The 25,714-nt window shown below is 52.7% G+C and carries 23 protein-coding genes; 11 read left to right on the top strand and 12 right to left on the bottom strand.

The window, feature by feature from the left end; all coding sequences use genetic code 11:
* Positions 1 to 119: 119 nt before the first annotated feature.
* Together DEP07_RS26865 and DEP07_RS26860 are read left to right on the top strand one after the other, a co-directional pair.
* A complete protein-coding gene (locus DEP07_RS26865) occupies positions 120 to 563 on the top strand; it encodes a MarR family winged helix-turn-helix transcriptional regulator (RefSeq protein ID WP_122965560.1) in 444 nt (147 codons plus the stop codon).
* An 11-nt stretch (positions 564 to 574) separates the two neighbouring features.
* Positions 575 to 1,813: an MFS transporter gene (locus tag DEP07_RS26860; protein ID WP_173599455.1), complete on the top strand. Its 1,239-nt coding sequence runs from the start codon at positions 575 to 577 to the stop codon at positions 1,811 to 1,813.
* 123 nt (positions 1,814 to 1,936) lie between these two features.
* Here DEP07_RS26860 and purD read toward each other — a convergent pair whose 3' ends face one another.
* The 3 genes from purD to DEP07_RS26845 all read right to left on the bottom strand — a co-directional run bounded on the left by purD (position 1,937) and on the right by DEP07_RS26845 (position 5,372).
* Positions 1,937 to 3,214 carry a phosphoribosylamine--glycine ligase gene (purD, locus tag DEP07_RS26855; RefSeq protein ID WP_217022612.1) on the bottom strand — a complete coding sequence of 426 codons (1,278 nt, stop codon included), beginning with the start codon at positions 3,212 to 3,214 and terminating at the stop codon, positions 1,937 to 1,939.
* 37 nt (positions 3,215 to 3,251) lie between these two features.
* The gene (gene purH, locus DEP07_RS26850; RefSeq protein ID WP_122965563.1) at positions 3,252 to 4,802 is read right to left on the bottom strand and encodes a bifunctional phosphoribosylaminoimidazolecarboxamide formyltransferase/IMP cyclohydrolase; all 1,551 of its coding nucleotides are present in this window, start codon (positions 4,800 to 4,802) and stop codon (positions 3,252 to 3,254) included.
* Between the two features lie 195 nt (positions 4,803 to 4,997).
* Complete coding sequence (locus tag DEP07_RS26845; RefSeq protein WP_063229564.1) at positions 4,998 to 5,372, bottom strand: hypothetical protein; 375 nt, start codon at positions 5,370 to 5,372, stop codon at positions 4,998 to 5,000.
* A gap of 150 nt (positions 5,373 to 5,522) precedes the next feature.
* On the opposite strand from DEP07_RS26845, the gene DEP07_RS26840 reads away from it, so the two are divergent.
* Positions 5,523 to 7,700, top strand: coding sequence for an EAL domain-containing protein (locus DEP07_RS26840; RefSeq protein ID WP_173597837.1), 2,178 nt, complete (start codon positions 5,523 to 5,525; stop codon positions 7,698 to 7,700).
* Positions 7,701 to 7,800: 100 nt separating this feature from the next.
* Here DEP07_RS26840 and purN read toward each other — a convergent pair whose 3' ends face one another.
* The 7 genes from purN to purC are packed head-to-tail and all read right to left on the bottom strand — an operon-like array spanning position 7,801 to position 14,762.
* Positions 7,801 to 8,412 (bottom strand): phosphoribosylglycinamide formyltransferase, encoded by a 612-nt coding sequence (gene purN / locus DEP07_RS26835; protein WP_122965565.1) that lies wholly within the window; start codon positions 8,410 to 8,412, stop codon positions 7,801 to 7,803.
* Complete coding sequence (gene purM, locus DEP07_RS26830) at positions 8,406 to 9,446, bottom strand: phosphoribosylformylglycinamidine cyclo-ligase (protein WP_287103254.1); 1,041 nt, start codon at positions 9,444 to 9,446, stop codon at positions 8,406 to 8,408. The genes purN and purM overlap by 7 nt, the downstream gene beginning before the upstream one ends.
* Before the next feature lie 31 nt (positions 9,447 to 9,477).
* Positions 9,478 to 10,896 (bottom strand): amidophosphoribosyltransferase, encoded by a 1,419-nt coding sequence (gene purF, locus DEP07_RS26825; RefSeq protein WP_122965567.1) that lies wholly within the window; start codon positions 10,894 to 10,896, stop codon positions 9,478 to 9,480.
* Positions 10,881 to 13,124, bottom strand: a complete 2,244-nt coding sequence (gene purL, locus DEP07_RS26820) for a phosphoribosylformylglycinamidine synthase subunit PurL (protein WP_122965568.1) — start codon at positions 13,122 to 13,124, stop codon at positions 10,881 to 10,883. Before purL ends, purF begins: the two co-directional genes overlap by 16 nt.
* A complete protein-coding gene (gene purQ, locus DEP07_RS26815; RefSeq protein WP_122965569.1) occupies positions 13,105 to 13,797 on the bottom strand; it encodes a phosphoribosylformylglycinamidine synthase subunit PurQ in 693 nt (230 codons plus the stop codon). The genes purL and purQ overlap by 20 nt, the downstream gene beginning before the upstream one ends.
* Positions 13,798 to 13,801: 4 nt before the next feature.
* Positions 13,802 to 14,050, bottom strand: coding sequence for a phosphoribosylformylglycinamidine synthase subunit PurS (gene purS, locus DEP07_RS26810; protein WP_122965570.1), 249 nt, complete (start codon positions 14,048 to 14,050; stop codon positions 13,802 to 13,804).
* Positions 14,043 to 14,762, bottom strand: coding sequence for a phosphoribosylaminoimidazolesuccinocarboxamide synthase (gene purC, locus DEP07_RS26805; RefSeq protein WP_287103253.1), 720 nt, complete (start codon positions 14,760 to 14,762; stop codon positions 14,043 to 14,045). Before purC ends, purS begins: the two co-directional genes overlap by 8 nt.
* 265 nt (positions 14,763 to 15,027) lie before the next feature.
* Between purC and DEP07_RS26800 the strand changes: the two genes are divergently transcribed.
* Positions 15,028 to 16,743: a methyl-accepting chemotaxis protein gene (locus DEP07_RS26800; protein ID WP_287103252.1), complete on the top strand. Its 1,716-nt coding sequence runs from the start codon at positions 15,028 to 15,030 to the stop codon at positions 16,741 to 16,743.
* 68 nt (positions 16,744 to 16,811) lie between these two features.
* Here the strand turns inward: DEP07_RS26800 and DEP07_RS26795 are convergent, their stop codons facing one another.
* Entirely contained in the window at positions 16,812 to 18,014 is a 1,203-nt protein-coding gene (locus tag DEP07_RS26795; RefSeq protein ID WP_287103251.1) for a PIN domain-containing protein, read from the bottom strand.
* A gap of 178 nt (positions 18,015 to 18,192) precedes the next feature.
* Between DEP07_RS26795 and DEP07_RS26790 the strand changes: the two genes are divergently transcribed.
* From DEP07_RS26790 to DEP07_RS26770, 5 genes are all read left to right on the top strand, one after another.
* Positions 18,193 to 19,392, top strand: a complete 1,200-nt coding sequence (locus DEP07_RS26790; RefSeq protein WP_287103250.1) for an iron-containing alcohol dehydrogenase — start codon at positions 18,193 to 18,195, stop codon at positions 19,390 to 19,392.
* Between the two features lie 88 nt (positions 19,393 to 19,480).
* Complete coding sequence (locus DEP07_RS26785; protein ID WP_122965574.1) at positions 19,481 to 20,596, top strand: aminopeptidase; 1,116 nt, start codon at positions 19,481 to 19,483, stop codon at positions 20,594 to 20,596.
* A gap of 201 nt (positions 20,597 to 20,797) precedes the next feature.
* Complete coding sequence (locus DEP07_RS26780; RefSeq protein WP_287103249.1) at positions 20,798 to 21,256, top strand: AraC family transcriptional regulator; 459 nt, start codon at positions 20,798 to 20,800, stop codon at positions 21,254 to 21,256.
* Positions 21,257 to 21,421: 165 nt separating this feature from the next.
* Positions 21,422 to 22,369: a helix-turn-helix transcriptional regulator gene (locus DEP07_RS26775; protein WP_122965576.1), complete on the top strand. Its 948-nt coding sequence runs from the start codon at positions 21,422 to 21,424 to the stop codon at positions 22,367 to 22,369.
* 65 nt (positions 22,370 to 22,434) lie between these two features.
* Entirely contained in the window at positions 22,435 to 22,956 is a 522-nt protein-coding gene (locus tag DEP07_RS26770) for a DinB family protein (protein ID WP_217022636.1), read from the top strand.
* Here the strand turns inward: DEP07_RS26770 and DEP07_RS26765 are convergent.
* Positions 22,953 to 23,744 carry a DUF169 domain-containing protein gene (locus DEP07_RS26765; RefSeq protein ID WP_217365751.1) on the bottom strand — a complete coding sequence of 264 codons (792 nt, stop codon included), beginning with the start codon at positions 23,742 to 23,744 and terminating at the stop codon, positions 22,953 to 22,955. The genes DEP07_RS26770 and DEP07_RS26765 overlap by 4 nt on opposite strands.
* A gap of 218 nt (positions 23,745 to 23,962) precedes the next feature.
* Here DEP07_RS26765 and DEP07_RS26760 point away from each other — a divergent pair, with 218 nt between their 5' ends.
* Entirely contained in the window at positions 23,963 to 24,556 is a 594-nt protein-coding gene (locus DEP07_RS26760; protein WP_122965579.1) for a hypothetical protein, read from the top strand.
* A gap of 598 nt (positions 24,557 to 25,154) precedes the next feature.
* Complete coding sequence (locus DEP07_RS26755; protein WP_173599448.1) at positions 25,155 to 25,712, top strand: M57 family metalloprotease; 558 nt, start codon at positions 25,155 to 25,157, stop codon at positions 25,710 to 25,712.
* Positions 25,713 to 25,714: the final 2 nt, after the last annotated feature.

Here is a 25,714-nt window from a genome sequence, read left to right as displayed (position 1 = left end):
AAGTGATTTTCCACAGATGCGACCGCCTTGAGGGAAAGGCGGTTTTTCCATTTACAAAATTAGTTGCTAGGCATATAATTGTCAAAGCAAGTATTTTGGTGCAAAGGAATGACCTTGTCATGATCGATCATTGGCAAAATGAACCGCTTGGATTTTTGATCGGCAACACGTACCGCCGCATGATTCACTACGTCTCGCTGTTCTTGCGCGAATTTGATTTGACGACGGAGCAATTTGCCGTCTTGTACCGCCTGCGGGAAGAGGACGGGATCAACCAGAAAGAGCTTGCCCTGCGCTCGGCAAAAGACCAGCCCACGATGACGCGGATTCTCGACAACCTGGTGAAAAAAGGCTGGATTGAAAAAAAGCTGAGCGACCAGGATCGCCGTGCCTATATCGTAACGCTCACCGCAAACGGCCGGGAGTGGATTGAAAAGGCGATTCCGACAGAGGCCAAAGCCGTCGCGGACATTTTTGCGGGCTTGCCACCGGAGAAACTGGCTTTTTTGCGGGAAATTCTGCTTGAAATCAACGAGAACATAGACCGCCATACAACCGAATAGGAGTGAAACCGTTGGGAGAGAGTAGAGAGAAACTGTGGACGAAGGATTTCGTCCTTTTAACTGTGTGCAACTTGTTGTTATTTCTTACGATCCAAATGCAGACGCCTACGTTCCCTGCGTACGTCAAACAGACGTATCAGGCAAACGATTTTGTCGTCAGTCTCGTCATCAGCCTGTTTTCTTTGGCCGCCGTCGTCGCGCGCGTGTTCACAGGCGAAGCGCTCCGAACGAAAAACAGCAAAGTGATTGCCGTTATGGCCCTGTGCACTGTCGGCATCTTCAGTGCGGGATACTTCTGGGCTGGGAACATCGCCCTGTTTTTGCTGTTGCGCGTTTTCGTCGGGATCGGCTTCGGCATGGGCAGCACGACGTTTCCAACCATCGTGACCAATGTCATTCCCATCCGCAAGCTCGGGGAAGGAATGGGCTATTTCGGCCTGTCCACGAGCCTGGCAATGGCGCTCGGTCCAGTGATCGGACTCGGCATTCTCCAATCATTCGGATTCGGCTATATGCTTTTCGCCCTTGTCGTGCTGGTGGCTGCCATCTTCCCTTTGATGCACATGATTCGCGCGTACAACCTTCGCCCGGCTGCAACAACCACATCTCCATCAGCATCAGCCGTTAACAGTGCCCCGATCAAAGGGGTTGGCCGCTTTTTCGACAAAAAGCTGCTCTTGCCTGTGAGTCTGAATTTTTGTTTGTCGATTACGTACGGAGGCATCTTGAGCTTTTTGGCGCTGTACGGAAAAGAAACCCACATCGCAAACGTCGGCTGGTTTTTCCTCGCCAACGCATTCGCCATGGTACTCATTCGTCCTTTTTCCGGCAAGCTGTACGATCGCAAAGGTCACGTCGCCGTTCTGCCGCCTGGCGCGATTTTTGTAGGCATCAGCCTGCTGATCTTGTCCGTCACGACGAGCGAAGCGCTGCTTTTGACTTCGGCCTTTTTCTACGGCTTGGGGTACGGCATGATTCAACCGTCTATTCAAGCGTGGATGGTCAGAGTCGTCACGCCGGAACAGCGCGGCATGGCAAACGGACTGTTTTTCAACTCGATCGACCTCGGCATCGCGGCAGGCTCCATGCTGCTCGGCGTGCTCGCTACCCATTCCAGCTACTCCGTCATGTACCGCTGGTCTGCCGTCTGCATGCTGTTGTTCCTCTTCGTCTATGTCGTGTCGCAAGTTATGGCAGCCAAAGCAAAAGCGAAGAATGCACCTCTGGCTGGGGAACAGATCGGGCTGTAACCAAGCGGTGATGAGAGCAGTCGTGCAACTCTTTTAAAAAAATGTCGCGGCATTTTTTACAACAAAAAGGCAGCCTTCGTTCGTACCTCAGCGACGAACGAGACTGCCTTTTTCTTTCCCCTGTTAGTTCTTCTGTTGATATTTCATCGCTTTCGCTGCAATGTCGGTGCGATACTGTGCCCCTTCAAACGAAATCGACTGCACGGCTGCATAAGCTGCCTCACGCGCTTTTTCGAGGTTGGCTCCGGTGCCTACTACGCCAAGCACACGGCCGCCGCTTGTCACGATGCCTTCCTCGGTTTGCTTCGTTCCGGCATGAAAAACGGTTACTGTCTCTTTCGTTTGCGCAAGTCCGTCGATCCGCTTTCCTTTCGGGTATTCCCCAGGATAGCCAGGAGCCGCCATCACCACGCATACGGCGCTGCCCTCTTTCCAGGTGACATCCACCGCATCCAGCTCTCCGTTCACGGTCGCCACAAAAATATCGAGCAAATCCGTTTCCAAGAGCGGCAAGATCACTTGCGTCTCGGGATCGCCAAAACGGGCGTTGAACTCAACCACTTTTGGTCCTTGCTCGGTAATCATCAGTCCGGTGTAGAGGATGCCTTTGAACGGGATTCCGTCCTTCGCCATGCCTGCTGCCATCGGCTCGACGATAGTCTTCACAATCGTCTCGACCAGCTCTGGCGACATTTGCGGCACAGGAGCGTAAGTGCCCATGCCGCCTGTATTCGGGCCGCGATCGTCGTTGAAAATGCGTTTGTGGTCCTGCGAGGTGATCATTGGCTTCACGGTTTCGCCGTCGACAAAAGAGAGCAGAGACAGCTCTTCCCCGAACATGCACTCCTCGATGACGACACGCGCTCCCGCTTCTCCAAAGACGCTTTCCTGCATGATTTGCCGCAGCGCTTCTTCCGCTTCCTCGATAGTCTCGGCCACTACGACGCCTTTGCCTGCGGCCAGACCGTCTGCTTTTACCACGATTGGCGCGCCTTGCTGACGCACGTAGGCGCTCGCTGACTCGTAATCGAGGAACGACTCGTAAGCGGAAGTCGGGATGTTGTAGCGCTTCATCAAGCTTTTGGCAAACGATTTGCTGCCTTCGATCATCGCCGCCTTACTGTTCGGCCCGAAAATAGGCAGGTTGCGTTCCTCGAAGAAATCGACGATTCCGCCCAAAAGCGGATCTTCCGGGCCTACCACAGTCAGATCGATTCCCTCGTCTTTGGCAAACTGGGCCAGAGCGGCAAAGTCATTGACGCCAATCGGGACGTTTTGCGCAATCTCAGCCGTTCCCCCATTGCCGGGAGCGCAGTATACTTTCTGTACTTTGGAGCTTTGCAAAAGCTTCCAGATAATGGCGTGCTCGCGGCCGCCGCCGCCTACTACCAATACTTTCATATGGATATCCTCCTGTTACTGAAGGGATCTGTACAGATTAGTGCTTGAAGTGGCGCGTGCCAGTGAACACCATGGCGATTCCTGCGCGGTTGCAAGCGTCGATGGACTCCTGATCGCGAATCGAGCCGCCTGGCTGAATGATCGCCGTAATGCCTGCGGCAGCAGCTGCTTCTACAGTGTCTCCCATCGGGAAAAACGCATCGGAAGCCAAAACGGAGCCTTTTGCCAGCTCGCCCGCTTGCTCGATGGCGATTTTCGCAGCGCCGACACGGTTCATTTGACCTGCGCCGACGCCGATCGTCATGTTGTCTTTTGCCAGCAAAATAGCGTTGGACTTCACGTGCTTGACAACCTTCCAGGCGAATTGCAGCTGGGCCATTTCTTCCGCTGTCGGTTGACGGTCGGTTACAACCTGGATTTCACTTTCTTCCAGCTGTTTGTAATCGAAGTCCTGAATCAATGCGCCGCCCGCTACCGGAGCCACGCGGAACAGATTGTCCGCTTTTTTCGCAGACTCATTCAATGCCGGGATGCGCAAGAGACGCAAGTTCTTTTTCTCGGCGAGAACCGCTTTCGCTTCTTCCGTAAAATCAGGAGCAATGATAATCTCCAGGAAAATTTCTTTCATCGCCAAGGCCGTATCTTTGTCAATCGCCTGGTTCGCCGCTACGATACCGCCGAAAATGGAGACAGGATCAGCCTCGTACGCCTTTTGGTACGCTTGGCGAATATCTGCGCCGATGCCCACGCCACAAGGGTTGGAATGCTTGATCGCCACAACTGCCGGCTGGGTAAATTCACGCACAATCGCCAGCGCCGCGTCCGCATCGTTGATGTTGTTGTAGGAAAGCTCTTTGCCTTGCAGTTGCTCTGCGTAGCCGATGCTCAGCTGGCTGGACAGCGGTTCGCGGTAAAAAGCAGCGCGTTGGTGCGGATTTTCGCCGTAGCGCAAGTCTTGCGCTTTTTCGTACGTCACCGTGTAGCTCTCTGGCAGCAGCTCGCCCACTTGCTCGCTCAAATAACGGGAGATCAGGGCATCGTAGGCAGCTGTGTGACGGAATACTTTCGCAGCCAGACGACGGCGCGTTTCCAGCGTAGTATCGCCGTTTGCCTCGATTTCCTCGGCTACCTTTTCATAATCGGCGGAATCGACCACGACGCTCACGAACGCATGGTTTTTCGCCGCAGAACGCAGCATCGTCGGCCCACCAATATCAATATTCTCAATCGCATCTTCGTATGTCACGTCCGGTTTGGCAATCGTTTCCTTGAATGGATACAAGTTTACCACAACCAGATCGATCGTTTCGATGTTCAGGTCTTTCAGTTGCTTTTGATGTGCCTCGTTGTCACGCACAGCCAAGAGGCCGCTGTGGATATTCGGATGCAGCGTTTTGACGCGCCCGTCCAAAATCTCGGGAAATCCGGTTACTTCGGAAATGCCAATGACGGGAACACCCTCTGCTTTCAAGAGAGAAGCCGTACCTCCGGTGGAAATGATCTCTACTCCGGCAGCTGCCAAACGACGGGCAAACGGAATCAATCCTGTCTTGTCAGAAACGCTGATCAACGCTTTTTTCACACTCACGGATAGAACCTCCTGACTATTAGTAAGAAAACATGGCTAAAAGCTTTTTTGCAATACTAAAACACGAACATTCCTTTCATATTAAAACATAATTGTACGTTTTTATCAAGAGTTTCCTCAGCGAAAACAAACGCAGCCGCCCATGCCTGTTCGGCACTCGCGACTGCACATTCCCGCTTTTTTCCGGCAGCAGGCTTACCGCTTCTTTTTGTTTCCACCGGACAGCTTTTTCACCCGCTCGGCAAGGGACAGATGCTTGCTCTTCCCAGCCGCTCTCGACGGCTTTTTGGGCTTGCTGCTTTTGGCCTTGACCTCTTTCGCTTTCGGGACCATGCTGCCCAGTTCTTCCATGGAAATGGACTTGCCGTTTTTCATCCTGTCCTTGACGCGTTCCTTCGTCTCCTCGGGAACATCAAGTCCCATGTCGGACAGTTCTTCCATCAGCTCGTCGATATTGCCCCCGCCTTTGGGAAATTTTTGTGCGAGCTTCATAATATCGTTCAGCGTCCATTCCCGCCCTGTTCGCTTGCTTAGCTTGCCCAGCAAATCGGCAACAAAATCTCCGCTCAAATCGGCTCCTCCTCTTCAGCTGCTTCTTTTTACAATATGTCGGCAGGGCGGATTTGGTTTGCTTTCAGACGTACGAATCGTTTGTTGACAATGATTCTCAGTTTCATTAACATAAATGGTACTATTACATGCATCAGCCCGGAGGCTTACATGAAGTCAACTCGCCATCAGCTGCTTTTTCCACCAGTTGACGATTCTTTGGGTGCCATGCCTTCCTCAGCCTTGCATGAAACTTTGCTACAGCCCATTCTGGAGCACATGGAGGCCGGAGTGACTGTGTACGGGTTGGATGGGCGCATCCTTTTTTTCAATGAAGCGGCCAAGCGCTTCGGCATGTCCGAGCCTATAGACTTGCATGAACATACGTACGGCTCTTATTCCTTTTACCATCCTGACGGCAGCACTCCTGTAGCTTTTGCGGAGTTGCCGTCTGTCCGCGTGTTGCGCAACGAACAAGTCTACAACCAGGAGATTTGGGTACAGCCTCTCGGAAAAGCTGTTTCCATCCTGGTCGCCAACGGCAAGCTGCTGTCCTCGCCCACCGGAGAACCTGTCGGCGCCTTGATCGTCACTCACGATATTACGGAGCGAAAATGGGCGCAGCAACGTCTGGAAGTGAGCGAGCAGCGCTACAAGTCCTTGTTTGAGCATAATCCGAATATCGTCTGCTGGCTCGACTTGTCCGGAAGATTCCTGAACGTCAATCCCGCTTTTGAGTGCGTGACCGGATACACCCTGGACGATGTGCGCAATCAGTCTTACCGGGCGCTGCTGAATCAGGAAGGGATTCGCCGCGTGCTTTTGATGTCCCGGAACGCCCAGCAAGGAAGCTCGGACAATTACGATATTTCCACTTTTCATAAAGACGGGACGCAAATCGAACTGAATGTCACCGTCGTCCCGATCGTGGTGACGAATACGGTCGTAGGCTATTTCGCCATCGCCACGGATATTACGAAACGAAAGCAAACCGAAGCGATGATTCACTATCTCGCCTATCACGACACGTTGACGGGCTTGCCGAACCGCTCCCTTTTCCAAAGCAGGCTCGATGCCGCTCTCGAACAGGCCGCCTGCGAGCAAAGCCAGCTCGCTGTCCTGTTTCTCGACCTGGATCGGTTCAAATACATCAATGACACACTCGGACATTCCACGGGAGACGGCCTGCTTGCGCAAATCGCCCGGCGACTGCAAGAGACTGCACGTCCTAACGATACGGTCTGCCGCTTGGGTGGCGACGAATTTACGATCATCCTGCCCCGGATGTCCCATACGGAAGCAAAAAGGTTCGCAGAAGCCGTTTTGCAAAGGCTGAGCATGCCGATCACGGTTGGTGACCAAAGCTTTGTGGTCACAATCAGCATCGGAATCAGCCTTTTTCCACAGGACGGCACGGACGCGGAAGCTTTGGTCAAAAATGCGGACGCAGCCATGTATCAGGCGAAGGAACACGGCCGCAACAACATCCAGTTTTTCCAACCGGAGATGAACGACGCCTTCGTCAAAAAAATGACGTTGGAAGCCGGACTGCGCACTGCGCTGGAGAACGAGGAATTTCAGTTGTACTATCAGCCCCAGTACGACAGCAAGCACGAGCATATTGTCGGCCTGGAGGCGTTGATCCGCTGGCAGCATCCGGTGTATGGCATCGTCTCTCCGCTTGATTTCATTCCGCTCGCCGAAGAGACGGGACTGATCATTCCCATCGGTCGCTGGGTGTTGCAGACAGCTTGCCAGCAGTTCGTCAAGTGGCAGCAGCAAGCTTTGCCTCCTGTGCGGCTTGCCGTCAATTTGTCGATGCGCCAGTTGCAGGACAAGCATCTGGTGACGATGGTCCAAGACATTTTGCAACAAACGGGGCTACACCCAAGCTACTTGGAGCTGGAAATAACCGAAAGTATCGCCATGCACAGGCTTGACGCTGTCATTCCCCGCCTGCAAAAGCTGCAAGCCATGGGCATCCAGATATCAATTGATGACTTCGGCACCGGGTACAGCTCGCTTAGCTGCTTGCAGCTTTTGCCGATCAATTCGTTGAAAATCGATCAGTCGTTTATGCGCAACATGTCGGACTCTTCTTCTCACTTGCCGATCGTCACCGCAATCGCAGCCATGGCTCACAGCCTGAAGCTGTCTCTCGTAGCAGAAGGCGTCGAAACGAAGGAACAGCTATCGTTTTTGCGATCGCTTGGCTGCCTGACGGTGCAGGGCTATTTTTTCAGCAAGCCCGTTCCGGCGGATGAATGTGAAAAGCTGCTGGCCAAAAGCGCCGCCCGTTCGGATAAGCGGATTTTTCCCGGGACTGGTTGCACAAGCTCAGCTGAATAAACCGTATCTCGGACCGTGCGCGAGAGAAAGATTTTGGCGCTCACGCTGCCAGCACGAAAAAGACCGACACGATTGAGCTGTGTCGGTCTTTTGTTGCCTGTTATGATCTCACCTGAACTTGCCGTCCTGCAACCTGCACCCGGCCTTCCGCCAGCATGCCGATGACTTCCACCAGCAGTCCGTGCTCCACGGCGTGGATGCGCGCTGCCAGCGTTTCCGCCGTATCTTGCTCCTGCACTGCTACCGGGACCTGAGCGATGATCGGCCCCGTATCGAGACCGGCATCTACCAGATGTACCGTTACCCCCGTTATCTTTACCCCGTAAGCAAGTGCCTGACCGATCGCGTCTTTGCCTGGGAAAGCTGGCAACAGCGACGGATGCAGATTGATGATGCTTCCTTCGTAGGCAGCCAAAAGCGTTTCGCCCACCAGCCGCATATAGCCTGCCAGCACGACCAGCGAAATCTCCCGCTTTTGCAGCTCTTGCACGACTTCTGCTTCAAAAGCTGCCTTGTTGGCGTAATCTTTTGGCTGAAACACGAATGCTTCAATGCCCAGACGTTCCGCGCGTTCCAGCACCTTCGCCTGCGGCTTGTCGCATACGAGCAAAGCGACTTCCACACCGGGAAGTCGGCCTGCCTGGACAGCCTGCACGATCGCTTCGAAGTTGGAGCCGCTTCCTGAGGCGAAAATGGCCAGCTTTCTCACCATTCCACCCCGTTGTATACGACTTTGCGCTCACCCTCCTGAATGTTGCCAATCAGGTACGGCTGCTCGCCAAGCTCTTGCAGTTTTTCCATGACGCTCGCTGCGTCTGCTTCTTTCACGACCAGCATCATGCCGATGCCCATGTTGAACGTTTTGTACATGTCGGGATACGAAATGTTTCCCGCTTCCTGTACAAGTGTGAAAATCGGCAGAACAGGCCAGGAGCCTACGTTAATGACCGCTTGCGTGTTTTCCGGCAACACGCGCGGGATATTTTCCGTGAAGCCGCCGCCTGTGATGTGGGCCAAAGCTTTTACTTCAAACGATTCGAGCACAGCCAGCACTTGCTTCACGTAAATGCGAGTCGGGGTCAGCAGCTCTTCGCCGAGCTTTTTGCCCAATGCGTCTACATGGTCATGCAAGGACATGCCCTTGTCTGCCAAGAGCACTTTGCGCACGAGCGAGAAGCCGTTGCTGTGCACGCCGCTGGAGGCAAGCCCGATCAAAACGTCACCTGCTGTTACATTCGCACCCGTGATCATTTTGCTTTCGTCGACAACCCCTACGGTAAATCCGGCGATGTCGTATTCGCCCTCGGCGTACATGCCTGGCATTTCTGCCGTCTCGCCGCCAATGAGCGAGCAGCCGGACTGGGAGCAGCCCTCGGCGATCCCGCTGACAATCGCCTCGATTTTTTCCGGAACGACTTTGTCTACCGCCAAATAGTCGAGGAAAAAGAGCGGCTCCGCGCCTTGCACCACGACGTCATTGACGCACATGGCAACGGCGTCGATCCCGATCGTATCGTGTTTGTCCATGGCAAAAGCCAGCTTCAGCTTGGTGCCCACCCCGTCGGTACCAGAGACGAGAATCGGCTTTTCGTATTTTTTCGTGTCCAGACGGAACAGTGCTCCGAAGCCGCCCAAATCGGTCAGCACTTCGGGACGGAATGTCCGCTTCACGTGTTTTTTCATGCGTTCGACTGCTTCGTTACCCGCATCGATGTCTACGCCCGCTTGTTTGTATGCTTCACTCATCGTTTCTCCCCCTTGCAAGAGGTTGCTTGTATTAGCACTTGGTCGCTGGTAGCGCCTCTTCAAATTCAATCTCGGTCGGATACTCCCCTGTAAAGCAGGCGAGGCAGTGTCCTTTGTTTGGAGCCGAATCCTGGCGGCCGATGGCATTGATCATGCCCTCGACGGACAAGAAGGACAAGGAATCGGCTTCAATGATTTGACGAATTTCCTCTACCGACTTGGTCGACGCAATCAGCTCGTCGCGCGTAGAGGTATCGATTCCGTAGAAACAAGAGTTCATGACAGGCGGAGAGCTGATGCGGACATGAACTTCCTTGGCGCCAGCTTCGCGCAGCATGCGGACAATCCGGTTGCTTGTCGTACCGCGCACGATCGAATCGTCGATCATGACGACCCGTTTGCCTTCCACGACTTTGCGAACGGCAGACAGCTTGAGATAAACAGCCCGCTCGCGCAGCTCCTGGCTCGGCTGGATAAAGGTACGGCCGACGTAGCGGTTTTTGATCAGACCGATCTCGTACGGAATACCTGTCGCTTCCGCAAAACCGATCGCCGCCGAAATACTCGAATCCGGCACCCCTGTAACCACATCAGCGTCGATAGCCGATTCCAGGGCAAGCTGCTTGCCGAGGCGCTTTCTCGCCATGTGGACGTTGATCCCGTCGATGTCGCTGTCAGGACGGGCGAAATAAATGTATTCAAACGTGCAAATCGAGCGCTGCGTCGTCTCGGTATGCTTGGTTTCGATGATGCCATCCTGATCGACCACGATCATTTCTCCCGGCTGAACATCGCGCCAGTACTGCGCCCCGATAATATCGAACGCACAGGTCTCGGAAGCCACAGTGATCGCATCCCCCAGTCGGCCGAGAGACAGCGGACGGAGTCCATTCGGATCAAGAGCGATGACCAACTGCTTCTCGTTCATGACCAACAGCGCATACGCGCCCTTGATGTGCTGGAGAGCATCTTTTACTGCTCCTGGCAAATCGCGGCTCTCGGAGCGTGCGATCAGGTGGGCAATAACCTCGGTGTCGCTTGTCGTTTGGAAAATGGAGCCTTTCGCTTCCAGCTCTTTTCTCAGGACAGCGGCATTGACGAGGTTGCCGTTATGAGCAACAGCCATGCTGCCTTGCGCGTAGCGGAAAAACAGCGGCTGGGCATTTTCGATTTTGCTGGAGCCAGCGGTCGTATAACGGGTATGACCGATGGCGATATGGCCGCGGAATTTTTCCAGGTCGCCTTTGCCGAATGCTTCGGAGACGAGTCCCATTCCCCGGTGCTTATACCACTTCTCGCCGTCGGAGGCGCAGATACCTGCGCTCTCCTGACCGCGATGCTGAAGGGCATGCAGACCCAGATAGGTCAATTGGGATGCTTCCTTGTGGTTGTAAATGCCAAAGACGCCGCATTCTTCATTCAGTTTGTCCCAGATTACCCGATCAAACATGGAATCGCATCCTTCCAGGCTGCTTTCACCTCTTGAGTGGAAGCGTTGATTGCTTCCGTACCGTTCACTGTTACTACCAGACGCTCGCCGCCAATCGTACCGATTTTTGCAGCTGGTACGCCGTGCTCACCTGCCAATGCCACAATCGCTTCCGCCTGCTCTTTGCTTGCGCTGAGCAAGATGCGGGATTGGGATTCGCTGAACAACAGCACGTCTGTGCGCAAGTCGGATGTAAGTTCGACTTGTGCGCCGATGTTTTTGCCGAAGCAAGATTCTGCCAGCGCTACACCCAGACCGCCTTCGGACAAGTCGTGCGCGGAATTGACCAAGCCTTGGCGAATCGCTGTGAGCACGAGCTTTTGCACAGCGGCTTCCTTGGTCAGGTCCAGTTGCGGCGGACGACCGGAGATTGCGCCTGTCACGAGCTTTTGATACTCGCTGCCGCCCAGCTCCGCGAACGTGTCGCCGAGCAGGATGATGACGTCGCCCTCGTTTTTAAAGTCTTGCGTTGTAATATGGTCAACATCGGTGATCAGACCGACCATGCCGACAGTTGGAGTCGGGTAGATCGCGTCGCCGCTGCGTTCATTGTAAAAAGATACGTTACCGCCGATAACAGGCGAGTCGAGGGCCACGCACGCTTCGCTCATGCCTTCGCACGCTTTCTCGAACTGCCAGAATACTTCCGGCTTTTCCGGGCTGCCGAAGTTGAGGCAGTCGGTGATCGCAAGCGGCTCGGCACCGGAGCACACGACGTTGCGCGCGGATTCCGCTACCGCGATGGCGCCTCCCACTTTTGGATCGAGATACACATAGCGTCCGTTGCAATCGGTTGTCATGGCAAGAGCCTTGCGCGTGCCGCGCACCATGACGACTGCTGCGTCAGAACCAGGCTTCACTGCTGTATTCGCGCGTACGATATGGTCGTATTGCTCGTACACCCATGCCTTGTTGGCAACAGTCGGCTGCGCCAAGAGACTTTTCAGCGTCTCGTTCAGATCTTTTGGCTCCTCGATGGCAGCCAGTACATCTACTTTTCCGTTTGCTTCATAGTAAGCAGGCACTGCGGAAGGACGGTGGTAAACCGGAGCGTCATCTGCCAGGCTGTTTGCTGGCACTTCTGCTACGACTTCCCCTTTGTGCAACAGGCGCAGCTTGCTGTCATCCGTTACTTTGCCCACGACAGCGGAGGCCAAGCCCCATTTGTCAAAAATCGCGATCGCTTCCGCTTCCTTGCCTTTTTCCACAACGACAAGCATGCGCTCTTGCGATTCGGACAGCATCATTTCGTAAGCAGACATGCCTGCTTCGCGCTGCGGCACGAGATCCAGGTTCATCTCGATTCCGTTGCCCGCTTTGGATGCCATCTCCGAGCTGGAGCTGGTCAAACCAGCCGCGCCCATGTCCTGAATCCCTACGACGATTCCTGTGTCGATCAGTTCCAGGCACGCTTCCAGCAGCAATTTTTCCATGAACGGGTCGCCCACTTGTACAGCCGGACGCTTTTTCTCCGATTCCTCGGTCAGCTCTTCGGAGGCAAAAGTCGCGCCGTGAATACCGTCGCGTCCTGTGCTCGCCCCGACGTAAATGACCGGGTTGCCGATACCGGAGGCTACGCCTTTTTGAATTTTCTCGTGGTCGATCAGACCCACGCACATAGCATTGACGAGCGGATTGCCTTCATACGTAGGATCGAAGTTCACTTCTCCGCCAACGGTAGGAATCCCGATGCAGTTACCGTAGCCGGCAATTCCCGCAACCACATGTTCAAACAAATATTTGACGCGTGGCGTGGTCAGCTCGCCAAAGCGCAGCGAGTTGAGCAATGCGATCGGGCGTGCACCCATGGAGAATACATCGCGGATGATCCCGCCCACGCCTGTAGCTGCTCCCTGATACGGCTCGATAGCAGAAGGGTGGTTGTGACTCTCGATTTTGAATACAACAGCCTGGTTGTCGCCGATGTCCACGATCCCGGCCCCTTCACCTGGTCCTTGCAGAACGCGAGGGCCTTTTGTCGGGAACTTGCGCAGGACAGGCTTGGAGTTTTTGTAGGAGCAGTGCTCAGACCACATAACGCTGTACAATCCGGTTTCTGTCCAGTTTGGCTGGCGTCCCATAATCGTTACTACACGTTGGTATTCTTCGTCAGTCAGCCCGATCTCACGGTAGAGCTTCTGATCGGCAATTTGCTGGGCGGTCGGTTCTTTATGCGTGAGTTGTGACACTGTTTTGTTCCCTCCACGTCTTCAGGATCGAGGTAAACATGCGGCGGCCGTCATCGGATGTCATCCACTTGTGGACAGCGCGCTCCGGGTGAGGCATCATGCCGAGTACGTTGCCGCGCTCGTTGCAAATGCCTGCGATATCATCAAGAGAACCATTCGGGTTCTCGCCATTGTAGCGGAAAACGATCTGTTTGTTCGCTTTAAGCTTCGCGAGCGTTTCTTCATCACAGTAGTAGTTTCCTTCGCCATGCGCGATCGGGATTTGGATTTCTTCCCCAGCCGCATAGTCGAGGGTAAACGGAGTTTCGTTGTTGTCGACGCGAAGCCCGGACAGCTTGCAGGCGAATTTGAGGGAACGGTTGCGCAAGAGAGCGCCTGGCAACAACCCTACCTCTGTGAGGATTTGGAAGCCGTTACAGATTCCCATTACCAGCTTGCCTGCTTCTGCTGCCTTCACCACTTGCTCCATCACGGGCGAAAAGCGAGCGACCGCGCCACAGCGCAAATAGTCTCCATAAGAGAATCCGCCCGGCAAAAGGATTGCGTCATAACCGGACAAATCTGTTTCGGAATGCCATACGTAGTCAACAGGCACTCCCATGACATCTTCAACTGCGTTGTACAAATCTACATCAGCATTCGAGCCTGGAAAAACGATAACGGCTACTCGCATATCCTTAGCCCTCCACGATCTCAAAGCGATAGTCTTCAACCACCGTGTTAGCCAGGAGCTTTTCGCACATTTCACGTACACGCTCTTCTGCCTGCGCACGATCTGCCGTGTTCAGTTCCAGCTCCATGTACTTTCCGATACGCGCATTGTTTACTTCGTCAAAACCTAGAGTGTGCAAAGCCCCTTTTACTGCATGGCCTTGCGGGTCCAGAACGCTCTCGCGCAGGGTTACATAAACAACAGCTTTAAACATGTACGTCTCCTCCCAGTCTCTTCAGCATTTCTTGATACGCTTCTTCTACATTGCCCAAATCGCGACGGAAGCGGTCTTTGTCCAGCTTCTCTTTTGTGGCAGAGTCCCAGAAACGGCATGTGTCCGGGGATATTTCATCGGCGAGGAGAATCTCCCCGTCCGGCGTTTTTCCAAATTCGAGTTTGAAATCGACCAGCGTGATATTGCGCTCGGCCAGATAAGGTACGAGAACCTCATTGACAGCAAGTCCCATGCGCTCAAGCGTCGCCTGGTCACTTTCGCTCGCAATTCCCAACACTTTGATATGGGAGGCGTTTACCAACGGATCGCCCAGTGCGTCATCCTTGTAGTAAAACTCAACAACTGGCTGCGGGAGAACAGTTCCCTCTTCCATGCCAAGACGTTTGGCAAGTGAACCTGCCGCGATATTGCGGACAACGACCTCCAAAGGGATGATCTCCACTTTGCGGACTACTTGCTCTGTTGCAGACAGCAGCCGGACAAAATGGTTGTCGATGCCTTTTTCCTTTAGCATGGTGAAAAAGATAGCGGTAATACGGTTGTTCAGCTCACCTTTTCCGGTGATTTGCGCCCGCTTCTCTCCGTTGAATGCTGTAGCGTCGTCTTTGTACTCTACCCAGTATTGATCAGGCACAGATGTCCGATAAATACGCTTCGCCTTACCTTCGTAGAGTTGTTCCTGTTTTTCCACTGTAGGAGCCACCTTCCCAGATAAAAAGGTTGAGTTACGATAAATTCACGAACGATTCAACTACATTAAAACACAATCATACGCATTTATCAACGAAAAATGCGTGAATACGATTCGACAAACGTTCGGAAATTGTTGCATAATCGTTGTTAAGTTTTCGTTAACATTCGTTTACACGTTATCCATACTGGCTTTACATCCGCTCTTTACAATAGTCCTTAGTCACAGGACTCCACGACTATCCATATAATCAGGGGGACATCGGATGAAGACGCACCTTATCTTTGGCAAACTACTAGCCCCATTTACGCACTGGCACAGACGCGCACGGCTCCATACGAAGCTGACCGTGCCGCTGTTCTGCCTTTTGCTCCTCTCTTTCGCAGCGATCGGCGGGACTTTTTACACGCAGGCCAAAAAAATCATGATCGCCCAAATGGAAGCCAGACTCGATTCGGAGACGGACAAGACGACGGAAAAAATTTCCCTGTTGAAGTTCGCCTTTGTCACCGACGAGGAAACTTATCTGAAAAGGCTGGAGTTCGAGCTGTTGCAGCAAAAAAATTCTTTGGCCCAGGAAGGCATGGATGTTCAGCAATACGTCGTGCGCAGCGGCGCGTTTCAGCCGATTCCCAACGTGACGAAGCAGGGAGCGATCCCCGTTCCGCCTGAGTACGCGCATCAGTTGGAAGCCGAACGCTACGGCGTCATCCACATCCCGATTGACGGGACGATACATACTTTGGCCTTTACTCATTCACCTGAAGAAAATTTCGTCTACGTCATCGACGTGCCGCAAGAGCAATATTTAGTCCATCTGCACGAAACGACCAGACTGATCCTTTTTGCCATTGCAGGAAGTCTCGTCCTCTCTGTTTTACTATGCTTGTTTATTGTGCGAGGTATTACGAATCCGTTCCAAACATTGATCCAGGCCATCCAAAAGGTCAGCGCCGGCGATCTGACACAGCGCTCCGCTCTGGAAAAGGAAGGGCCGGAAATCCGGGCGATCTCGCATCACTTCGATTATATGGTCGAGCAGATGCACCTCATCATCTCCGAGTTCCAGTCGATGATTCAGGAGTTGAATCGCGGCGGCATCGAGATCAGGCAGACCGCTGACGAGGCAGGGGAGCGCTCATCGATGCTTTCCATCCGCCTGGACACGGTGAATAAAGGCGTAGAGCAAACAGCCGCTTCGACCGAACAGGCAAGTGCTTCTTTTCAACGGATGCGCGCTTTCATCGACATGCTGTTTGCACGAATCGCGAGTGTGATCGAAGCAGGCGGCCAGATGGAATCGGTCACGCACAGCGGCCAAAGCAGAATCGACGAGTTGACGGTCATCTTCCAGCGCTTTTTCCAAACGTACAAGCAACTGGACACCCGTATGGCAAACATGCAAGAGCAGTCGGAGTCGATCGGGCACGCGGTTTCGTTGATCGAAAACTTGGCGAAGCAAACCAAGCTGCTCGCCCTGAATGCCAGCATTGAGGCGGCACGGGCCGGCGAGTACGGACGCGGCTTTGCCGTGGTAGCGAGCGAAGTCGCCAAGCTCGCACACGAATCGGAAAAGGCAGCGCTTGAAATCAACCGCCTGATGGCTTCGGTTCAGACTGAGACGCTTTCCATCTCACGCGAAACTTCCCAAGCTTCCACCCAGCTCCAGGAGAGCGTGCAAAAGCTGGAAGAAGCGGAAGCCGCCTTCCTCCATCTGCGCCAGGCCGTCGACCGGACGACCGGGGAGCTGCGCGCAGCCACAGAAGGGCTGTCCGACATTACCCAAGGCATGCAGGATGTCGACCACACGCTGGTTACTTTCCTCGCGATCTCGCAGGAAACGAAAAGCAGCACAGAAGAGATGCTTGACGCCTCCAAGGAACAGCTTTCATCCGTAGCCAAGTCGCGCCATCTGGCCTCCGAGCTGCTCGCTTTGTCCACGCGGCTGCATGAAATCAGCGAGAGATTTCGTGTGGCTTGAAATATTCTGGCGCCCGGGCTAGAAGTAAAAAAGCTGGCGAGTTTTCGCCAGCTTTTTGCATTTTCGCCTTACGAATTATCTCCTCGATCAACTTTTACTAGCGGAGCATACCGTGCCAATAATGTCTGTACACCAACAGGCTCGGGAAATCCGATCCGTAATTCAGTGTGGTCTTCATCGTGTAAAACCCTTAATACAAATCCTTCTCCCCATTTCGGATGTCTAGCAATATCACCTGGGTGCCACTCCACGTTCTCGATACTAGCCTTGTTATTTTCATATCTACTTCTTTCGGTATTCCTAATTTCCTCCAGTATTGCACCTATCGAATCGTTCAGAAGCGGTTTAGGTTTCTTCTCTGTTACTTTTCTAAACTCGGATATTCCCTGAACCATTTCGTCTTGAATGGATTGGCTCAATGCAGCTTGCGCATAATCGATGAATTTATCTGTACGATACATATAAAATTGGTTGTTGGTTTCTTTACGGAATTCATAGAGCAGTTCAAATCTCGGCCCCTGGGTTTTTCCACGGATTGTCTCAAACCAATCTTCCTTTGTATCACCCGTTACAAAAATCACAGGGCGTTTCTCCGTTTTTGCCATTTGGATAATTTGTTTCCATATTATGAAATCGCCAAATTGATCCTCAATTATCAAGTCTTCAAACTTTGTGATCTGTCCTTTCTTCTCCTTTGCATCCTTATATCCAGGTGGAAAAGAAATACTATACCTACGTTCAGCTTCTTTTAAAATTTTATCCAATTCTTCCTTCGTAAGTGGCGGGCCAATTTTCCCTTCAAACAATTCCTCTAATTTCTTGAAAACCGTGTCATCATTTCTTAGATCAGGATGTTCTGATTCCTGTTTGGCTAACGCTTGTACACTGGCTTCCCATGCCCCATTAATTTTATGAAGTAATTTATCCATTTCAATAGCAGGGTGTTGCTTATATTTTTGCAACTTCCCTTCCAGATCAGCCATTACTTTGTGAGATAGTTCCTTTAGTTCACTACTAATTTTTTTATAAGCTTCCCGCTGTTCAATAATTACTGAAATACGATTCTTATGGAATTCCAGCCCGACCTGATGCGGGAGCCAAATCCGGTCTGAATAATAATCGAATACGCTAAAAAGTGATTCGCGCGTACCGTCTGTATACCTATACAAATCTAGTAATACATTCGTATCAAATACAAAAATACAATCTTCCCACATTTTTTGAATATCCTCGTTGCTGGGCCTAAAGAAATATGAAAACTGGCGTCTCATCTGTTCCTCCTATAGATTGTACCGTTCAATGTAGACACTTTTTTAAGTGATATAACTCTTCACAACAAATCCCCATTTTTTAACAAGTGTAAAATAATCCCTACTGTATTTCCACTCTTTCATTCAATTCTGTTACACTGTCTTTGGTACAACCTACACGTGAAAGAAGGAATATCAGATGTTTCCCTTTGAAGTATCTTTTCCTACCCATATCTACTTCGGCATGGGCGAACTTGCGCGTTTGGGCCAGGCAGCGAAAACTCTCGGTAACAAAGCGCTTCTCGTCACAGGTGGCAACGCAGCCAAGCGCACAGGTCTGCTTAGCCGCGCCATTACGCTCCTGCAAGAAGCGCAAGTAGCCTATACTCTTTTTGACAAAATTGAACCGAACCCGCGCACAGCGACCGTCGATGCCGGAGCAGCGCTTGCCCGCGAAGAGCAATGCGACTTCGTGCTGGCCTTGGGCGGAGGCTCCGTTATGGATGCAGCCAAAGCCATTGCCGCCGCAGCCGTTTCCGGGCGGCCCATCTACGACTACATGCGCGGCAACCCGAGCGGCTCAGGCAAATGGCTGGTGCCCGTGCAGGAAGCGCTCCCGCTTCTCACCGTGCCCACTGTGGCTGCAACCGGATCGGAAGCAAACAATATCAGCGTCCTGACCCACTGGGACACGCACGAGAAATCTTCCATAAACGGCCCGGCCCTCTATCCGAAAATCGCGATTCTCGATCCATCGATCACATTTACCGTTCCCGCACGCGTCACGGCGGAATCTTGCGCAGATATTTTCTCGCATCTGTTTGAAACATACTTGATCAGCGCAGACAAAACGAATGTGCAGGACGGAATCACGGAAACGCTCATTCGGCTCGTTGCGGAGCACTCCGTTACCGCCATTCGCCAACCGGATCACGAAGAGGCACGTTCCACTTTGCTCTGGGCAAGCACGCTTGGCATCAGTCCTTTTGCCAATGCAGGGCGCGGCGCCGGAATGCCTCTGCACGGAATCGAACACCCGTTGAGCGGCATTTACGACATGGCACACGGGCGTGGACTGGCGATTCTTTCGCTTCCTTATTTCGAGCAGGTCATTTTGCCGGAGCGTCCAGAGAGACTGGCGCGCATGGGCCGACACTGCTTCGGAGTTACCGAGGAAGACGAGCAAGCCGCAGCGCGCGCAACCATCGTGGCTGTTGCCCGCTGGTATGAAAGCATGGGCATCACCGAGCGGCTTTCTGACTTTGGTGTAACGCAGGACGCGCTGCCAAAAATGGCCGAAGAAGCGATTACGATTGGCGGACGCGGTGCCGGACATCTGCCGAGCGCCAGAAAACTGCATGCGGAAGATGTCGTCGCGATCTACCAGGCTTGCCTGTAAATGCTGCACGAACATACTGGCAGGCACGCGCTTTCCTGTGCGATAATGAGATTAATAAAAATTTTTTTACTATATGGAGGTCGTACATATGGCAGATCCACGCATCAATGAACTGGCTAGCCGCCTCGTCCGCTACTCTCTCAATTTGCAAAAAGGGGAAAAAGTCCTGATCGAAAACACAGGGCTGCAACCTGAGCTTGTACGTGCGCTCGTTCGCGAATCGTTCGCTGTCGGCGCTCTGCCATTGGTAACGTTGAAAGACCAGGAAGTGCTGCGCGCGCTCTACCAAGGAACGAGCGAAGAGCATATGGCATTGATGGCCAAATACGAATACGAGCGCATGAAAGACATGGACGCGTACATCGCGATCCGCGCTTACGACAACATCAACGAATTTGCCGATGTTCCGGAAGACAAGATGGGCATCTACTCCCGTGTCCTGTATCAGCCAGTGCACACAAACGAACGCGTGCCAAACAAACGCTGGGTCGTTTTGCGCTACCCGAACAAATCGATGGCGCAACTGTCCAATATGAGTCTGGAAGGCTTCGAGGACTTCTACTTCTCCGTCTGCAACCTGGACTACGCGAAAATGTCCAGAGCGATGACACCGCTGAAAGAACTGATGGAGCGCACCGACCGCGTCCGCATCGTCGGGCCAAAAACCGACCTGCGCTTCTCCATCAAAGGCATCAACGCTGTCAAATGCGACGGCAAGCGCAACATCCCGGACGGCGAAGTGTACACAGCGCCTGTTCGCGATTCTGTAGAAGGCACCATTTTCTACAACGCCGCTTCCAACTACCACGGCATTTCCTTCACCGATGTGCAATTCACTTTTAAAGAAGGAAAAATCGTCGAAGCGACCAGCTCCAATACAAAAGCGCTGAATGACATTCTCGACACCGACGAAGGCGCTCGCTATATCGGGGAATTTGCCATTGGCTTCAACCCGCACATCCTGCATCCGATGCTGGACATCCTGTTCGACGAAAAAATCGCCGGAAGCTTCCACTTCACGCCTGGCAACGCCTACACAGTAGCGGACAACGGAAACCGCTCCTCTGTTCACTGGGATTTGGTGCAAATCCAGCGTCCGGAATACGGCGGAGGCGAAATCTGGTTTGACGACGTGCTGATCAGAAAAGACGGCCGCTTCGTGCTGCCAGAGCTGGAAGGCTTGAACCCGGAAAATCTGGTGTAGGGCATACCGTATAGCACGTCTAGCACTAACAATGGATAGGCTTCAGAGAACATCTGAACCCTATCCATTTTTTCATGCTGATGTTCCGTGAAAATCATCATTTTAAAATTTACAAAAAATTCTAAAAATTAATGCAAATGTTTTTTAGAACATGCTACAGTCAATACGCAACCAAATCCACGAAGAAAGGAAGTACCATCCATGAAATGCAAAGTCGAAACTATTCCCCCCTATCGCATTGCGTATATGCGGCGAGTCGGTCCATACGGTCCTGCCAATGTGGAAGTAATGGAGGAGCTAAAAAAATGGGCGAAGGAGAAACAGCTTCTGGAATCGGCTATCCTGTTTGCCGCTCCACAAGATAACCCACAGACAACCGCTCCTGAAAGCTGCCGATTTGATGCTTGCATTGTGCTCTCCGCGAATTATCAGTTGGACGATGCCGATTCCATTTGCGAAGGCGAGCTTGCGGGCGGGGATTACCTCGTTTTCGAAGTCAAGCATACAGCAGAGGACATCCAGCGGGCGTATGCTGAAATTTTTCCTGCTCTCCACAGCAAAGGCTATACGCTGGACAGCAAGCCCATTTTGGAAAAATATACGGGCGATATCACGACCAATCCTTATTGCGAAATATGTGTGCCAGTAACAACGTTATAGATTAGTCTTATGGCATGGCAATACTTGCAGCGATAGCGTTGGCGGCGTGACACGACATGGCGCGGCGTGACGACCGTCCGGCAGAAAGTTCATCTCTGGCTTTTGTTCGCTTGACGCAAAAACTACAATGGGGATGAGAAACGTTTTTGGAAATGGGGTCTATGCATGAACAAATCAGACCGCCTGCTGGCCATTGTGCTGGAGCTTCAGCGCAAGCGCACCTTGCGCGCGGAAGATTTGGCCGCGACATTCGAGACGAGCGTGCGGACCATCTACCGGGATATGCAGGCGTTGAGCGAAGCAGGGGTCCCTGTCGTCGGCTCGCCCGGGCAAGGCTACTCGCTGATGGAAGGCTTTTTTCTGCCGCCCGTTCGCTTTACGGTGGAGGAAGCCGTCGCGCTGCTGATCGGCGCAGACCTGGTCGAGCAGGCGTTTGGCAAAAATTACGGCCACAGCGCCCGCGGTGTCCAACGCAAAGTCGAAGCGCTTCTGTCGCAGGAATTTATCCGGGAAGTAGAGGGGATTCGCTCGACCTTTCGCCTGCTCGATATTGGAGAAGCCAACCAGCGCGAGCGGGAAAAGCAATATGCCGAGCTGCTCCACGAAGCCATCCTGCATCGCCGCAAAGTCCGCTTCCGCTATCGCAAAACGATCCCCGAGACAGACGGCAACCGCGAGAGCGTGCGCGATGCGGCTCCCTACGGGCTTGTGCTGGCGCGGGGCGTGTGGACTTTGCTCGCCTTTTGCGATTTGCGCCAGGACATCCGCAGGTTCCGCCTGTCCCGCATGAGCGGGCTGACCATGCTCGAAGACAGCTTTGACCTCCCGGAGCATTTTTCCTTTGACGATTACAAACCTCCCGACAACCGCACACTCGAAGTCCGCCTGCTCGTCCAGCCAGCGATAGCCGATCAGGTGCTGGAAGCAAAGTCCTTTTATATAGAAGAGATGGCCGATCATCCGGACGGAGTGCTGGTCACGCTGCGCGTCCGGCAACTGGAGGAAATCTCGGACTGGGTTCTGGGGCTGGGGGCAAATGCGCTCGTTCTCGAACCGCCATCCCTCCGCGAAAAAATTCGCGAGGAAGCGGAAAAATTGCTAAAACGCTACTGACATACAGTTGTCAGTAGCGTTTTTGTATGCTTGTGACAAAGAATGAAAGAGGAGCTGACCACAAGATGAATCCAACCGAAATCATGCACAGCATGCAACAAGTAACCGATCTGTACATCCAGGAACTCGAAGCATTTGACATGGACCGTCTGCTGCAAAAGCCAAGCGAAGAGGAATGGTCCATCGGCCAGATGTACCAGCATCTGATCCAATCGGCCCTCTATATGCAACTCGCCAACATCGAAGCGTGTAGAAAAGGCGCGCCCGAAGTCATCCAGCCGGACGCCCAAATGTCTGAGGACGGGCAAGCAATCTTTGCCCATGGCTCCTTACCGCCTATCCGCATCCACGTTCCTGCTTCGCCCCAATATACACCCAAGCAGCCAGAGAACAAAGAGCAGCTGCACGACGGCTTGCGCACTGTCCTGCGCCTGATGCAAGAATTGGAGCCGACCTTGCAGGATATTCCGACACACCACAAAGTCGCACACCCTCGCTTCGGACCTTTGAATGCGCAGGAGTGGTTTGCGCTTGTAGAGATGCACTATCGCCACCATCTGCACCAATTGAACAGGCTAAAAGGCTAACTTTTTTCTCCGAACAGACCAGCGAGCTTTTGGTAGGTCGGCGGAAACTCTGCCTGATAGCGCAGGAAGGACGGGATCGGGTAGCGTATCCCGCCTTTCTGCGTGGCTGCCAGCCCTTCCACCAGCTCGGCTGCATCGCGGAAATGAAAGCTGAACGCCATCTCGTGGTCCTGCGTCTGGGCAAACAGCCGATCCCCGTAACAGGGGACGATCACTTGCGGTTGTCCGGTCTGGATCGGCTTGATCGCAATATCGGCACAGTCCGCCCGGCTGGAAAAAGTGGACGGAATCGAGCCGCCGCGCTTGTAGAGCATTCCCGCCACCAGCCGCATCACCTGTGCCGCGTTTCCGTAAATGACAACCACGTCCGGCTCGACCTGCGCCCGCTCCAGTGGGTACGACACGTAGTAGCCGCTTTCCTCCGCCGAAAATTTCGGGACATCCGCCTCGCTTTTCGCTCCCGTTTCCAGCGAGTCTGTGTACATCCCGCAAGCGAGATGGCCCTCGGTGTAAAACGCAGGTTGTTCCTCGTAGCCGAACGCCACCTGCGCGATCGGACAGGACAGATCTGCGCCGTTCATGGCAATGCTCCAGCCATAACGTCGCGAAAAGCCGACCGCCTGGCAAATCGTGATCGGGTACCCCAAGTCTTGCTGCGGTCGCTTTGCCTTTGTCGGCAATGCCGCTTCCTCGCGAATGATCGAAATGCCCACAGGGAACGTTTCCGTCCGCACATACGTTTGAATGGCCTCATTCAACTCCAGGGCAGTAATGGTACTCGTGCTCATAGCGCTTCTCCTCCTCGATTCAACAAAATTGCTCTCGCTCACCAAAACACCCGTACACTGAATTTTTCGTCTTTTCAACCCTCATGTCCTGTCTGTCCGCCCTATTTCTTTGCAAACTTACAACATCGTAAGGTAGTGGAAAGGAAAATCGATATCTCCTGGCCCCGTTTCCTGTTAGGATAAGAAAAGATTACGCAACAGGCACGGAGGCTTGACCCATGAAAAAACTGGCAACCTTTTTACTCGCGACGACCATCCTGGCGTTGTTTATCATAGGCTGTTCCAAGCCCAATACACCTGAACAGGTGCAGGGGCTGGGAAAAGAAGAAGCGGCGCAAATCGCTGCGGGCGCTGTTCGTCAGTATTATCATCTGACGGTAGATACCGCCGATCGGGAAATTACACTTGAAGACCCTGCCAAACTGATCGATGCCGCCACTGGCGAACCGATCTACAAAGGAGTGCCCGTTCACGCCCTGCTTCGCGGCGAGCCGAAAAGCGGAGATATATCCGGCTACCACGCGATCATCGAGCCAAAGACAAAGCAGCTTCTCTCGCTCTCGATTGACGTGATTGGCAAAGACGGCGAGAAAGCGACGAAAACGATCGCTGAAGCCGATCTGGAAAAAGCCGCAGCCGACTTCGTGCGCTCGCAAAACTTGCTGGCCACGGCTGACTTTCAGCTCGTTCGGACTTCCGAGGCCACAGACAACGATCTCAAGCGCTACTTTTACTATTCAGACGGCCACAACGCAATCGCCATCGGGGTCGATACTGCCTTGAAGCAGGTCGTCACCTTCACCTATGACTGATGTGGTCGACCGACCGCCTGCATGCAGCGAAACAGCGTGCCCCGGGAGCAACGCACGGCGCGATTGATCCGGGAGAAGCGCCTCAGACAGCTTTTTCGTTCAAAAAAGTCCCGTTGCCAGACACATGAACTGTTGCCCAAAAAATAGACAGGATTTGAAATAAGCCTGTGGAAAATGTCAGCAGCTATGAGATGACTCTTGAATTTATCAGGGGGCATCTTTTTTAATGTCCACTGGTAACATGGTCAAGACCCGGGACTGACCCCCGTTTGTAGGACAGGGATCAAAACACCTTAACTAATTAGGCAGCCAGTTGCTGATATTAAATCGGTGACTGGTTGTTTAGTTTCGTTTACTGCTACGTTTCAACTCATGCGCAATAACTGAGCAGTCGGGCACCGTTCCAGCGTGGACGCGCGCTTGTGCACCATAACCGGCATCGCACTTCCAGATCTGTCGCTAGCTTATCCCAGTCGATCGCGTTGGTAACCCTTAGTGACACTTCGCTTGAGATAAAATAAAAAAAGGTAATTATATGCATAAATTTGTATTTATTGTAAAATATAGGGAGTTTGAAATAAAAGGAGTGATCTATCCGATGAATGTACGAAGTGTAGCCAAAAGAGCCGCGTTGGCTGTCCCGGCGATGTTGTCATTTACAATTGGAATGAGCCTAGCCCATGCAAACGTGTGGGAGGGGCGCTGGAAAAACCCTGATAGTATACCATACGTGAACAACGTATCTGGTAATAGCGTTTTGAAAAGTTTTGTCAACGATGCAGCATTGGACAACTGGAATAATAATCAGACTACCTTGACGTTTGAGAAATCTAGGAGCACTACTGGACGTCATATTGAGGTGGAAAATGTAAATTTTAGCTCTGTTACATGGACCGCGATTGCTAACGGAGCTGATGGCAATTGGGACTCCAAAGGTTACTACAAAGGCATCGAAATTCAAATAAACGAAGCCAAGATTGAAGATTATAGTGATTTTCAACTGCTTGGTGTTATCGCACACGAGTTTGGACACGCTGTTGGACTAAAGCACCAGTCGGGGTCAAAAAAATATTTAATGTATCCATATGACGATAGAGACACAAACATCATATCAAGTAAAGAAAAGAAAATATTAGAAATCCATTATACTGATTGAGA

This window comes from Brevibacillus sp. (assembly GCF_003521185.1).
Lineage (GTDB): Bacteria > Bacillota > Bacilli > Brevibacillales > Brevibacillaceae > Brevibacillus > Brevibacillus parabrevis.
Note: the sequence above shows the minus strand (reverse complement) of the source record. Positions and strands in the feature narration are given on the sequence as shown.